This window comes from Pseudoalteromonas sp. BZA4, assembly GCF_040104395.1.
Classification (GTDB): Bacteria; Pseudomonadota; Gammaproteobacteria; order Enterobacterales; family Alteromonadaceae; genus Pseudoalteromonas.
Genome location: NZ_JBECOT010000010.1, coordinates 20,396 through 34,014, shown reverse-complemented (window position 1 = coordinate 34,014; position 13,619 = coordinate 20,396). Strand labels below are relative to the sequence as shown.

The following is a 13,619-nucleotide window of genomic DNA, read 5'->3' as shown; positions in this document are numbered from 1 at the left end:
GCACCATGGTTGATTTTAAAAGGGTATTTTAATGGCTAAGAGTAAACTATGCGAGCCCCAAGTTGAACAAGAGATCGCATCGTTTATTTAGTTATCCATCATGCTATCAGTAAAAATTTGATAGCCATTACGACCCAGCTCTTTTGCTTTATACATCGCTTTGTCGGCTTGTTTTTGCAAAGTTTCAGCTGATATGTCATGCATCGGGTCATAAAATGAAATACCAATGCTCGCTGATACGCATAGCATGTCGTCTTGGTATTTTACCGAATTTAAAATTTCAGCGTTTAATCGTTCAATTAAGGTTAAACAAGCTTCTTGCTCTGTGAGATTGCCAATCACAGCAACAAACTCATCACCGCCAATTCGTGCTAGGGTGTCTTGTTTACGAAGTATTGTGCTCATACGAGCGGCTAAGGTCACTAAAAGGTGATCGCCAGCTTGATGACCATAACTGTCATTAACCGGTTTAAATTTATCTAGGTCTATAAATACGCAAGCAACTAAGTTGTTGTTGCGTTTTGCCAATTCAATTGCCTGGGCTAATCTATCGGCAAGTAACATACGATTGGGTAACCCAGTCAAGGTATCGAAAAATGCTGCTTTTTCTAAATGTTGGCGCTGTTTGGCTTGCTGTGTTACATCAGAAAATACCGAAACATAGTTGCGAACTTGTGCACTTTCGTCTTTTACGGCTGTGATTGTGAGTGACTCAGCGAAGAACTCACCGTCTTTTCTGCGGTTCCAAATTTCTCCTTGCCAATAGCCTTTATCATCTAGTTGTTGCCACATAGACTCATAAAACTCATTCGGCTGGGTGTTAGAACTTAATATATTTGGGTTTTGACCTAGTAACTCATCTTTTTTATAGCCTGTGATATCAGCAACGGCTTGGTTTATTCGAACGATGGCAGCATCTTCATCAGTAATAATAATACCTTCGCGCAGGTTTTCGATTATCTTGTCAGCAAGGTTTAACTCCCAGCTGTTTTTTAAAAGTTTGTTTGCTTGATGCTTTACTTCATTTTCTAGTGAGCGCACGGCGAGTTTTACAGCAAAATAAATAAGTATTTCTAGCAAGAGAAAACCAATAATTCCGTAAGCAATGTTGTAAGTCATGGATTCGTTGAAGGCATTTATTTGCTCATCAATATTGCGCCAAAGTACGATGTTACCAATATCAGGCTGACTTGGATCTTTGTGCCCGAGATAATCGCGTACAGGAATATAGGTAATCGCATAATGCTTACCGGCTATTTCACTTTGCTTTACAGTTGTTTGGTTATATACAGTTTCGCTGGTTATTGAGGTAATAAAGTCGGTTGCATTATCTCTGGAAATAGCTTCTAAATAGCAGTTGCATTGATTCAGTTTGCTGCCAAAACGTTTTGCTTTGGCATCTTCCCAAAGTAAGTTATCGATATGTTTAGCTGTAAATAATACCGCAATACCTAAATCAAACTCATTGTCGAGCGTATCGAGCAGTGAATCAAATGATGTGCCGACTTCTAATGAGCCTACATGAATACGCTGTTGATTAATTTTATCGGTGAAGTAGACGGGCACTACACCGCGGATACCGGAGTAAATTCGACCCGTTTCTAACCCTGAAAGAGCGTGTTTATCGCGGTTAGCATCAACAATAATATGTCGAATATCATGCATGGTGTCGCCATATTTTTTATCATTGTGCACTCGTAAAAAGCTGGTAGAGCCGGGCCCTAAATGAAAATGTAGCTGGCGGGCTGAAAAGCTATTTTGTACTTCTTGCCAAGCAGGTGCGACTTTATTGAATAGCTGTTTGCGAATTGCGGCGGCGCGTTCTTTTCCTTTGCCTCCACCCTCTTGTTCAATAGCTTGCTTACCTTGATAAAAGAGTTCTGCAACTTCAGGATCGTTTGCTACAAAGGTCGCAATGGCAAGCATGGTTTCCTGCTCTTGCGACATTAGTAATTGATAACTTGATTCGAGGTTTTCGCCTTGGTTTATTAGGTTTTTGTTGAGTGTTTCTTTTTCTAGTGTGTAATTAAGCAAAATGTAGCAAATGTCGATGATTAAAATCGCAATACTTAATGCTAAAAATACTTTGCTTTTAAAGGTTAACTTCATTGGCTTACTGCTTTGTTAGTCTTTTATTGTTTTGAAGTACTATTTTATTTTTCAGTGGTTTCGAGCGTTTTGGTAATAGAGAATATTCCTCTTAGATCACCAAGCCGATAGCCTGTAGCTAAATCATTTGGGTAATGTTCGTTGAGTGCTTGTTTTACTTCTGGCGCAATTGTTTGGCCATGACAATTGAGGCAAACTGGCGCGACTTTTATCGCTTTAGCAAAGCGAAATTGACCATCTTTATTGGTTGAAAAAGTCACATTGTCGATGCTTTCTGTATTTCTGATCATATCAAGTAGCTGGGCGATTTTTTCAGCTTCCCATTCATCGGGTTGATTATTTGGATTACGGTTTTTAGTGCTTTTACGTGCTACAGTCCAACCATCAGTTGATAAGCTATCGCTAATAGCTGGGGCTTGCATTTTGCACACGTTAATTCCTTCAACTAAACCACCTTGTTTGATTGCAGCAGCCAATGCTGATTTAAGCGTCGTGGCAAATTCAGTTGCTCGCTCAGCTGCTTGAGTTTCTAGAGTCGCTGAGTTTGTTTCGGCATAAAGACTAGGTGAAAGTAACACAGTACAAATCACAATTGTTCTGAGGGAAAACATAGTAAAACCTTATATTAGATATATCTAATATAGTAGTTTGTTTTTACTATACATGCCAATTTAACCTGCAAAAAATAACGATTCTTTGCACAAAGCCTGCTGGAGTGTTGTTGCTAAATTGGTTAAGGTGAAGAAAATATCTTGAGAACAAAAAAAATGAAAAAACTAATTTATATCGCCGCTTTGTTATTTTCTGCCCTAACATTTGCAGACACCGCTCCATACAGTGGAGAGATAAGTCGTGATGACTTACTTAAAGACTACGCTGCATTTAGTGAAGAGTACGATGAATACACACCGAGTGAAGAAGAGTTAACCACGATAAAAGCACTGCAAGGTAAGCAAGTTTTGGTGTTCTTGGGCACTTGGTGTCATGACTCAAAACGTGAAGTGCCTCGATTTTTAAAACTTCTCGATACTGCGAAAGTACAGTTAGGCTCACTTAAATTAGTGGCCGTTGGCTACGACAAGCTAGATCCTGCAGGGTTAGCAAAACAGTATGACTTAATGTATACACCAACCATTATTGTCCTTGATGGCGAAAAAGAGCTTTCCCGTATGATCGAAAAGCCAAAACAAAGCTTGGCTGTGGATCTTACGCAACCGGGTCAAACGCTATAAAATCATCAATAGATAAAGGCATTGAAATTAAGTAACCTTGAATATAATCAATGCCTTTATCACTCACCAATTGCCATTGCTCTGAGCTTTCGACCCCTTCTGCGGTAATCGTTAAATCAAGTTGATGGGCTAAATCACTCATCGTTTGTAAAAATAAACCATCTCGTGGGTTATCCACGCAATTACAGATAAAGGCACGGTCAATCTTAACGTTATCTAGCGGAAACTGCTGAATTGACGATAGTGATGAATAACCCGTTCCAAAGTCATCAAGTGATAAATTAAAACCTGCTAATTTAAGTTCATGCATTAGGTTTATGGCGTATTGGGTATTTTGAAATAGGGCGGATTCGGTGATCTCAAGATTAATTTTTTGATTAGCCGGAAATAGCTTAGCTTTTTCTTTACTCAGTCGTTTAACTAAATGCACATCAGAGAACTGTTTACGTGAGAGATTGATCGACACTTTAATACGAATGTTATTTTCAACCATGCGGTGGCAATCTTCAGCAACCTTAGCAACAATCCAACGAGATAATAAATTAATGAGCTCTGATTGCTCAGCGATAGTAATAAACTCCACTGGTGACACAAACCCTCGAACAGGGTGCTGCCAACGTACAAGCGCTTCACAGCCAATCAGTGTGCCATCTATAGTGTTTACAATTGGCTGATACACCATACTTAGCTGTTCGTTGGCCGCAAGCGCATGACGTAGATCACTTTCGAGGTTACTTTGTGCAATAAGCTTCTCTTTCAGAGATTGACTATAAACAGTAAATGGTTTTTGTGTACGGGGGCATTCATTCATCGCAATGAGAGCTGTATTGATTTGCTCAGCCGCATCGATGTTTTGTAAGTGTGGATAACCCACGCCAATGTATAAGTGGTAAAAATGAGCGCTACCAGCGGTTTCAATAATACCGCCGACCTGATGCTGTAATTTATCTAATAGGGCGGCGAGTTTTTCATCAAAAATGGCTTCTTTTAGTAATATTAAAAAACAGCCAGGTTTTATATGAGCGCAAAACGCTTGATGTAAGTCAGAAAATTCAATTAGCCGGTTAGCTATCGTTGTCTGTAGTTCATTTAAGTAATCTTGACCGTAAATATCTTCTAATTGACGATAGCCTTTGATCTCGGCACACAATAAAGTAAGGCCGCTACTGTACTGGTCTTCAGGGCATAAGCTAGCGATATATTTTTCGCTGTAATGGCGATTGGCAAGGCCGGTGATCGAGTCAAAATGTGCTTGCTGGTAAAGATCATGTTGGCGTTGTTTTTCAGTACTTATGTCTTTAATCGTACCAACCAAGGTGTTTGTTTTAGGGTTCCATTCAGCGTGTTCATGAAACCAGCGTTTTTCTCCATTGAGTTTAATCGTGTACTCAATTTCAGTTGGGCTACTAGGCTTAGTATGAATAAAATTTAAAAACGAATTTTTATAAAAGCTATCGATTTTTTCACAGACATCAGTAATTGATTGCGCTTTGCTTTGTTCTTTGAATAGCGATTTAGCTTGTGATGATAGTTGCCTAATGCTTTTATCAGGCGACAGATGCCAACTGCCTACGCCACTGAGTGACTGAGCTTGTTTTAATTCAAGTGCCTGTTCAGACAGCTCTAAGGTTTGCTTTTGCACAAGTTTTTCGAGGTTTTGCTCATGCTCACGTAACCGACAAGTAATCGTAATCAAATAGCAGCTAACCGATGAAAGTAACAGAGCTATGAGTAGTAATACTAAAAATTCAACATGCGCTCGATAAGCAAACTCGTCTTTAATACCCACAACCCATTGCTGATTTTCAACATCGAGATTGTAGGTCGACCAGTGGCTTTGCTCAAAACGGTGGTTATTTAAAAGCGGCGCGTAGTTATTCGCTGTTTTTTGCCAAACCTCATAGAGGTGAGAGGGGGAGGTGCTCTCAGGGCTCAAATTTGCAATAAATTCTGGAAAGCGCAGCACCGCGATTGCAAACCCCCAAAACTCATTTTGATCAAAAATTGGTAATCGAGCGACTAAGCCTTGACCACCTTGAGCCAACTCTTTAGGTCCATCGATTCGCATTTTTTGCGTATCAATCGCTGTTTGTAATGACGCTTGAATGCTTTGCATCTTGAATAAATCGACACCAATCACACTCTCGTGACTGGTTAGCGGGTAGCTGTATTGAATAACCCCTTTTGGTGCGAGTTGAATAGTTTGGCTACCATCACTATGAGTTAATATCTCAGTGGCAAGGGTTTCGAATTCAGTTTGTGTGTATGTAAAGTCACGCATCGCGGCGCGAACAAGGTAAGGACCAAGGAGTGCGTTATCGAGGGCTTTTTCAAGTTTATTGCTGTAACTGTTAAGTGCTGCACTTAGCTCAATCTCATGCATTTCTTGTCTATCGTAAAACACTTTTAGTGCGATCGCCGAAAACAAGCAGAAACTGAGAAAAAAAGAAGTAAATAACAACGAAAAATATGTAATATTACGCAATGACGTCCCTGAATTGAGTGGGTATTTAAGTACTAAGCTCGTTTTTAAAAATACTAGTTTAGGGTTAACTGATTGTCTAGCGAAGAGCTAGAGTTTTAGTTGAATTTTTAGCAAGTTAAAAAAATAATCGTACCTAAATACAATGAATTGCAAGCACAAGTAAGATTAAACACTATGTACCAAGCTGTTATAAAAGCGATAGATGCAGCGAATGCTGTCGATCCAAATCGTGTAAAACAAGATGATCAAGAGCTAGCAAAAGAGTCTTTATATGCAATGCGTATGACCGACATGCTAAACCGTTTCAACCCACAAGCCGATGAGTTGATGCATATTGCTGCGCGAGGCCAACATATTGAGCGTTGGCGCTCTCCTCGCAGTGATTTTCCTATGGGTAAACAAGGTTATTATCAATGGCGTACGGCTTTATATGATTTTCATGCCGAGCGTGTAACAGCCCTTATGAAAGCGGCGGGTTACGCACCGGAAGAATGTGAGCGCGTATACGCAGCCGTTGCTAAAAAGAACATAAAACGAAACCCCGATAGCCAATTGATTGAAGACATTGCAAGCCTTGTTTTTATTGAACATTACATGCTTGATTTTGCAAGTAGTAAGCCTGATTATGATGAGCAAAAATGGCTGGGTATTATTCGTAAAACATGGCAAAAAATGTCAAATGAAGCACATTACTTTGTATTAGCTGGTAACATCAGCTTACCTGAGCCGCTTAAACCGTTAATTACAAAAGCGCTAAATTAATTATAAAACAAGGATGTACTATGTTTTGCCCGCGTACTAAAACAGCCCTTGAAGCAGTGAGCATTGGCGACGTTAACGTGTATTTATCAAAAAGCGGTGGCGTATTTTTTGATTTTGAATGACTGAAAATAAGAAGCCTGTACCATCTAAGATACAGGCTTTATTTGCATGCTAAGCGTTAAAGCTTAACCAGCATTTTTCCTTTATTTTTACCTTCGAACAGGCCAATAAATGCATCAACGGCATTTTCGATGCCATGGTAAACCGTTTCTTCAGATTTAATTTTACCTTCGCCGATCCACGCGCCCATTTGTTCAATAAACTCAGGGAACTGATCAAAGTAATCAATCACGATAAAGCCTTGCATGGTGAGCTTTTTCGAGTTGATATAAAAGAGGTTGCTTGGCCCTGGCTGCGCAGTGTCGTTATTGTAACCTGAGATCATGCCACAAACAGGAATACGGCCGTAATCGTTCATTACATTGAGTGCTGCTTCAAGGTGATCGCCACCTACGTTTTCAAAGTACACATCAATGCCTTGTGGTGCCGCTTGTTCAAGGGCTTCTGTTAGGTTTGCTACCGTTTTGTAATTAATTACTGCATCAACACCCAGCGCTTTAACCATTTGTGCTTTTTCGTCAGAGCCAACCGACGCAATCACTTTACAGCCTTTTAGCTTAGCAATTTGGCAAACAACGCTACCTACAGCGCCTGATGCAGCTGAAACAAACACGGTATCGGTTTCTTTTAGGCTAATTACCTTTGTTAATCCTGCCCATGCAGTTAACCCAGTCATACCCATAGTACTTAAAAACAGTTGGTCTGGTAGTGGCACGTTAGGTAGTAACGTTAAGTCGCTGCCATCGCTAATGTGCATGGTACGCCAGCCGCTAATATGGCTTACTTTGCTCCCAACAGGGAAGTCATCATTGCGTGATTCAATCACTTCGCCGATAGCACCAGCTTCCATCACTTCGTTTAAGTTAAATGGCGCGATATATGATTTACGATCGATCATGCGTGGGCGCATATAAGGGTCAACTGACATCCAGGTATTTTTAATTAACACTTCGCCGTCGTTCAAATCAGGAAGTGATACTTCTACCTGCGCAAAATTAGCCTGTGTTGGTACACCCGTTGGGCGTGAAACTAAATGAATTTGTTGACTTGTCGCCATATAAACCTCGAATCTGCTAGATTAGAATCAATTAATGAGTTGCACAAAACATTTGCGCGCAAACTATTTGCGATCAATTTAATGATCTTTACTATAAAAGGCAATAGATCGTCGGAAAATAATTTGCGCGCAAACTAAATTAAGGCAATAATATGGCTGTATTTCAGTTTAGGGTAGCAGCATGAGCAACAAGTTATCAGACAATGTATGTTTCACTTTATACAGTGCAACCAATGCGTTGATCAGAGCATTTCGACCAATCCTTGAAGCTTATGACTTAACCTATCCGCAATATATTGTGATGCATTCTCTTTGGTATAATAACCAAGTGAGCTTAAAAGCGCTTTCTCATGACACGCACCTCGACTCTGGCACCTTAACACCAATAGTTAAGCGCCTAGAAAGCAAAGGTTTATTGACTCGTCAGGTATCAAATGAAGATGAGCGTAAAAAAGTAATTTCGTTAACAGAGCAGGGCATGCAACTTAAAGTTGATGCTGAAGAATTAACGGCTAAGTTAATGGCACGCTCAAATATGAGTTTGGAGCGAATCGAGTTATTACGCGAGTTAACCCTTGAGCTGCATACTGACCTAACAAAAGCGGACCTTACAAAAAGCTAATCTTCCACTAAACACACTAAAGTGCCTTCAATAGCGCGAACATACGCATAATGCTGGGCGTCTTTTTTAGTTGGCGGGCACAATGGCTCAGCACCAGCAAGCACAGCTTTATCGTAACTTTCGACTAAATTATGGCAGCTGAATCTTAGCTCAAAACCAAGAGCTGGTTGCTTAGGATGGGCGCGAATATACCCTTGCTTGAAGTATGATTGCGCATGCGGGTGGGTCGCAAAAGCAAGTTTTACAGATCCTGTCACAAGTTCACCGTATTCGGCATCGTCACTGATATGGTTGGTATTTAAACCAAATGCTTGATAGTAAAAGTCGAGTACTTCTTCTACGTTATCGACGTAAATAACCTGACTTAAAAAGTCCATTTATGCTGCTCTATTTATTGTTCGTTTATTAAATAAAGCATAGTTTTAGCAATAAAAAAACCTTGTAAGTCATACTCACAAGGTTTTTTTAATACTTAATACTTAATACTTAATACTTAATACTTAATACTTAATACTTAAGTAGAAATTACGACTTGTTGCGGTTCTCTTTCGCAAATGCACGAATTTTACGTTTTTGCGATAAAGTCACTTTATTAGTGCGACCCGCGTATGGATTATCGCCTTCTCTAAATTCAATTTTAATCGGCGTACCCATAATACCTAATGCTTTACGGTAGTAGTTCATTAAGTAGCGTTTGTAGCTATCAGGTAAGTTATGAACTTGGTTACCGTGGATCACGATACGTGGTGGGTTATAGCCACCTGCGTGAGCATATTTAAGTTTTACACGACGACCACGAACAAGTGGCGGTTGGTGATCAGCTTGAGCCATATCCATGATACGACGTAGCATCGCTGTGCTAATACGCTTAGTTGCTGACTCGTATGCTTCGTCTACTGACTCAAATAGGTGACCCACACCTGTGCCATGTAAAGCAGAGATAAAGTGTAAACGTGCGAAATCGATGAAACCTAAACGACGGTCAAGCTCTGACTTAATACGTTCTTTAACGTAATCGTCAAGGCCGTCCCATTTGTTAACAGCAACAACCAATGAACGACCTGCGTTTAAGGCAAAACCAAGTAAGCTTAAGTCTTGATCAGAAATACCTTCGCGCGCATCAACCACAAGCAATACCACGTTAGCGTCTTCAATCGCTTTTAGGGTTTTGATCACAGAGAATTTTTCTACAACATCGCTTACTTTCTTACGCTTACGAACACCCGCAGTATCAATAAGAATGTACTCTTTGTCGTTACGTGTCATCGGAATATAGATAGAGTCACGGGTTGTACCCGGCATATCGTAAACGATTACACGTTCTTCACCTAAGATACGGTTGGTAAGTGTTGACTTACCAACGTTAGGGCGACCGATAATAGCAAGTTTTACAGGCTTATCTGCAAAGGCTTGCTGGTTGTCTTCGCCTTCTTCATCTTCGCTGTAAAGATCAACCAATTCGTCATCACTTTCTTCAAGCTCTTCAGCTTCGCCTGCAAGTTCTGCAATAACAGGCTGTAGAGTTGTTTCAAGTAATTGCGTGATACCACGGCCGTGAGCCGCTGCAATGTGATGTACGTCGCCTAAGCTTAACTGATAGAACTCAGCACAGTATGAGTCTGCATCAATACCATCCACTTTGTTTGCCACAACAAAACATTTCTTTTGTTGTTTACGAAGGTGGTTAGCAATCGCTTGGTCTGCGGCGGTCATACCTGCGCGGGCATCAACTAAAAATAATACGATATCGGCTTCTTCAATCGCTAGTAGCGATTGCTCAGCCATTTCGGTTTCAATACCATGCTCAGAACCGTCAATACCACCCGTGTCTACCACGATAAATTCATAGCCATCGTAATCAGCTTGGCCATATTTTCTATCTCGTGTTAAGCCTGGAAAGTCGGCTACGAGGGCGTCACGAGTACGTGTTAAACGGTTAAATAATGTGGATTTGCCCACATTGGGTCGCCCAACAAGAGCGATCACGGGAAGCATAAACTACCTCTTAAAAAAACAACAAAAGGCTTCGCCAAGCGAAGCCTTAGAAAAATAACGTTTACTATTAGTAAGTTAGTTTGGAATTTTAACCGCGCTAACTTCACCATCTCGGGTGTATAAAATTAACTTGTCACCGGCAACAACTGGCTCAATAAAGAAACCTGAGCTGTCAAAGTCTTCGCGCGATACAAGCTCACCCGTTTCTTTGTCTAACCAGTGTAGGTTACCTTCTTGGTCACCTAGTGCTAAATATTTACCAGCCACGGTAGGGCCTGTTAAGTACCAGCCGCGCAGTGCCGGTTGGCTCCAACGCTCAATACCTGATGTTTTATCTAGACCGTAAACAACACCATCGCTATCAACAACATAGATAGACTGGCTATCCATTGATAAATCACGGTAGCTGCTGTACTCACGTTTCCAAACAACATTACCAGAACGAATATCAACGGCTGTTAAGTTACCATTATAGGCGATTGCATAAGCATATGGACCGCTAATTAATGCTTGTGTATCTACATCAACCAAACGTTCAAACTCAGACGCCCCTTTTGGAGAAGCAATTTCAGCACTCCACGCAGAGTAACCATTTTCAGAAATTAATACGCTTAATTTACCTGTTTCAAGGCCTAGCAATACACCACCGTTGGCTACAGTTGGTGAACTTTGACCACGTAACGTTAGTGGTGGCACTTCTTGTTCAAAGCTCCAACGCTCTTCACCTGTATCTGGGTGTACAGCTAATAATTTACCTGAGCCTAGGTTTACAAAAATTAGGCCGTCGCCTGCAGCTGGTTTAGCAAGTACTTCGCCTGGCATTGTTTTGCGCCAAACGATTTCACCTGTTTCACGGTCAAGAGCAATTAAGTAACCATGCTCAGAACCAACGTAAATTTTGCCGTAAGCTTGTAAAATACCGCCTGATAGCTTGGCACTTTCTGTGGTTTCCCAAGGCCAGAAGGCTGGGTTTTCACGCACATCGGTTTGCCATAGCGTATCGCCATTTTCAAGCGATAGGGCTTCAACTTCACCTTCGCGGTTTGCTACATACACAACATCGTTATGAATAGCCGGTGTTAAGCGCGAGAAATAGTGCTGAACACCATCACCGATTGATTCTTGCCAAACCACTTCTGTCTCAAATTGATTAACAATTTCAGGCAGTACCAGTTCCTCTTCGTCATCACTTGACGAACACCCAGTCAGGGTTGCGATACACAGAGCAAGTGTTGCCGCTGTTAACTTCTTCATCTTAACCCCTTACGCCGCTGGGCTAGTTTGTGCTAAGTCATCAAGTTTAATTTGTAATAACGGATTGTTTTCAAGGCCGCCATTATCAGCAGCAGCTTGGTATTGGCTGCGAGCTTGGTCTTTGTCGCCTTGTGCAGCATAAACATCGCCTTTTAATTCAGCGACTGCAGCAGCAAATGATGCTGGAAGCTGGGCGTTCAACGTTGTTAGCGCTTGCTCATATTGCTTTTGTGCAAGGTGAACACGAGCAAGGCGCGTTGTTGCCGTTGCTTTAAGCTCAGGGTTTTGCTCGTTGGTGATGATCCAGTTAAGCTTTTCGCTTGCTGCATCAAGGTCATTCTTTTCAACGGCTTCTTTCGCTGCTACAAATGCTGTTAGCGTGCTGTAGCTTGACTCGCCATTGTCTTTAATAAACGTATCCGCTTTTTCTAGCACGGCACCGCTTTCAACAAGTTGTGTGAAAGAGTCAGATGCTTTCTCAGCTGTGGTGATTTGGTTTTGGTTATAAGCTTTCCAACCATATAAACCACCTAAACCTGCAACAATACCAATTGCAAGTGCTAAACCATTTTCACGGAAAAAGCGTTTGATCGCTTCTTCTTGTTGTTCTTCTGTTGAATAAATTTCCATGCTTACCTCTGTTGCTAGCTGGGCTTAAATAAGTTCAGCTAGTAGCGTTTTCGCTTCTTCTAGTTTTAAGGTGACTTGTTCTTTACGCTCACGTAAGTACTTAATAGTCACAACGCCTTGTTCTAATTCATCTTCGCCGATAATAACTGCGACTAGAGCATCGCTTTTATCTGCGCGTTTTAATTGCTTTTTAAAGTTACCACCGCCTGCGTGCACCATAACACGTAGACCTGCAACATCTTTACGTAATTGAGCGGCAATGATAGGCGCTTGAATGCTGGCTTTATCGCCCATGGCTGCCAAATATACATCAGCACTACGGCGGATGTCACCTACACTTTCTAGCGCTTGAAGTAATAACACTAAACGCTCAAGACCCATTGCAAAACCTACCGCTGGTGTTGCTTTACCGCCTAGTTGTTCAACTAGACCATCGTAACGACCACCGGCACAAACGGTTCCTTGTGCGCCTAGGCTATCGGTTACCCACTCAAAAACTGTGCGGTTATAATAGTCAAGTCCACGTACAAGCTTTTCATTTACCGTGTATTCGACGCCTGCAGCGTCTAAACGTTCACATAAATTTTCAAAATGTTCTTTTGATTCAGCGTCTAAGTGCTCAGATAGTTTAGGCGCATCAGTTAAAATAGCTTGTACATCAGGGTTTTTGCTATCTAACACACGTAAAGGATTAGTGTGCATACGACGCTTAGAGTCTTCATCAAGTACATCGACGTGTTGCTCTAAGTAAGCAACAAGTGCATCACGGTAGTCTGCACGTGCTTCATTTGAACCCAGTGAGTTAAGCTCAAGACGAACGTGTTCACTGATACCAAACTCTTTCCATAATTGGGCTGTCAGCAAAATAACTTCTGCATCAATATCGGCAGTGGCAATGCCGAATGTTTCTAAACCAAATTGGTGGAATTGACGGTAACGACCTTTTTGTGGACGCTCGTGACGGAACATCGGACCCATGTACCATAAACGTTGTTCTTGGTTATACAGTAAACCGTTTTGATTACCTGCACGCACACACACTGCGGTACCTTCAGGGCGAAGAGTTAAGTTATCGCCATTACGGTCAGCAAAGGTGTACATTTCTTTTTCTACGATATCGGTTACTTCACCGATAGAGCGCTTGAATAGGTCGGTTGATTCAACAATTGGAAAACGAATTTCTTGATAACCAAACGATGAAACTGTTTCACGTAAAATGTCTTCTACTTTCTGCCAAATTTGCGTATCGCCTGGCAGACAATCGTTCATACCACGAACTGCCTGAATTTGTTTTGCCACTGATAAATCCTAAATACTGTACGTGCGCTGAAAAAATCGCGCCTCAAGAAAAAC

At 41.3% G+C, this 13,619-nt stretch carries 13 protein-coding genes; 4 read left to right on the top strand and 9 right to left on the bottom strand.

The genetic code is table 11. From position 1 onward, the window contains the following. Nucleotides 1-87: 87 nt before the first annotated feature. A complete protein-coding gene (locus ABMY41_RS06325; RefSeq protein WP_349274346.1) occupies nt 88-2,109 on the bottom strand; it encodes a diguanylate cyclase in 2,022 nt (673 codons plus the stop codon). Nucleotides 2,110-2,153: 44 nt separating this feature from the next. After that, nucleotides 2,154-2,720, bottom strand: a complete 567-nt coding sequence (locus ABMY41_RS06320) for a DUF3365 domain-containing protein (protein ID WP_349274345.1) — start codon at nt 2,718-2,720, stop codon at nt 2,154-2,156. Between the two features lie 156 nt (nt 2,721-2,876). On the opposite strand from ABMY41_RS06320, the gene ABMY41_RS06315 reads away from it, so the two are divergent. After that, nucleotides 2,877-3,341, top strand: a complete 465-nt coding sequence (locus ABMY41_RS06315; protein WP_349274344.1) for a thioredoxin — start codon at nt 2,877-2,879, stop codon at nt 3,339-3,341. Here ABMY41_RS06315 and ABMY41_RS06310 read toward each other — a convergent pair. Continuing rightward, nucleotides 3,316-5,745 carry an EAL domain-containing protein gene (locus ABMY41_RS06310; RefSeq protein ID WP_349274343.1) on the bottom strand — a complete coding sequence of 810 codons (2,430 nt, stop codon included), beginning with the start codon at nt 5,743-5,745 and terminating at the stop codon, nt 3,316-3,318. The two genes, ABMY41_RS06315 and ABMY41_RS06310, sit on opposite strands and share 26 nt — an antisense overlap. A gap of 255 nt (nt 5,746-6,000) precedes the next feature. Here ABMY41_RS06310 and ABMY41_RS06305 point away from each other — a divergent pair, with 255 nt between their 5' ends. After that, a complete protein-coding gene (locus ABMY41_RS06305; RefSeq protein ID WP_349274342.1) occupies nt 6,001-6,588 on the top strand; it encodes a DUF4202 domain-containing protein in 588 nt (195 codons plus the stop codon). Nucleotides 6,589-6,608: 20 nt separating this feature from the next. Then, nucleotides 6,609-6,710 carry a zf-TFIIB domain-containing protein gene (locus ABMY41_RS06300; protein WP_175079514.1) on the top strand — a complete coding sequence of 34 codons (102 nt, stop codon included), beginning with the start codon at nt 6,609-6,611 and terminating at the stop codon, nt 6,708-6,710. Nucleotides 6,711-6,766: 56 nt separating this feature from the next. Here the strand turns inward: ABMY41_RS06300 and ABMY41_RS06295 are convergent, their stop codons facing one another. Then, a complete protein-coding gene (locus ABMY41_RS06295) occupies nt 6,767-7,765 on the bottom strand; it encodes an NADP-dependent oxidoreductase (protein WP_349274341.1) in 999 nt (332 codons plus the stop codon). A gap of 181 nt (nt 7,766-7,946) precedes the next feature. Here ABMY41_RS06295 and ABMY41_RS06290 point away from each other — a divergent pair, with 181 nt between their 5' ends. Beyond that, entirely contained in the window at nt 7,947-8,387 is a 441-nt protein-coding gene (locus tag ABMY41_RS06290; protein WP_349274340.1) for a MarR family transcriptional regulator, read from the top strand. Here ABMY41_RS06290 and ABMY41_RS06285 read toward each other — a convergent pair. From ABMY41_RS06285 to hisS, 5 genes are all read right to left on the bottom strand, one after another. Next, nucleotides 8,384-8,764, bottom strand: a complete 381-nt coding sequence (locus tag ABMY41_RS06285) for a VOC family protein (protein ID WP_062565866.1) — start codon at nt 8,762-8,764, stop codon at nt 8,384-8,386. The genes ABMY41_RS06290 and ABMY41_RS06285 overlap by 4 nt on opposite strands. Before the next feature lie 148 nt (nt 8,765-8,912). Then, entirely contained in the window at nt 8,913-10,382 is a 1,470-nt protein-coding gene (gene der / locus ABMY41_RS06280) for a ribosome biogenesis GTPase Der (RefSeq protein ID WP_349274339.1), read from the bottom strand. A 75-nt stretch (nt 10,383-10,457) separates the two neighbouring features. After that, nucleotides 10,458-11,636: an outer membrane protein assembly factor BamB gene (bamB, locus tag ABMY41_RS06275; protein ID WP_349274338.1), complete on the bottom strand. Its 1,179-nt coding sequence runs from the start codon at nt 11,634-11,636 to the stop codon at nt 10,458-10,460. A 9-nt stretch (nt 11,637-11,645) separates the two neighbouring features. Then, nucleotides 11,646-12,266, bottom strand: a complete 621-nt coding sequence (locus ABMY41_RS06270) for a tetratricopeptide repeat protein (protein ID WP_055022059.1) — start codon at nt 12,264-12,266, stop codon at nt 11,646-11,648. Between the two features lie 24 nt (nt 12,267-12,290). Continuing rightward, complete coding sequence (hisS, locus tag ABMY41_RS06265; protein WP_058584526.1) at nt 12,291-13,565, bottom strand: histidine--tRNA ligase; 1,275 nt, start codon at nt 13,563-13,565, stop codon at nt 12,291-12,293. Between the last annotated feature and the right edge of the window lie 54 nt (nt 13,566-13,619).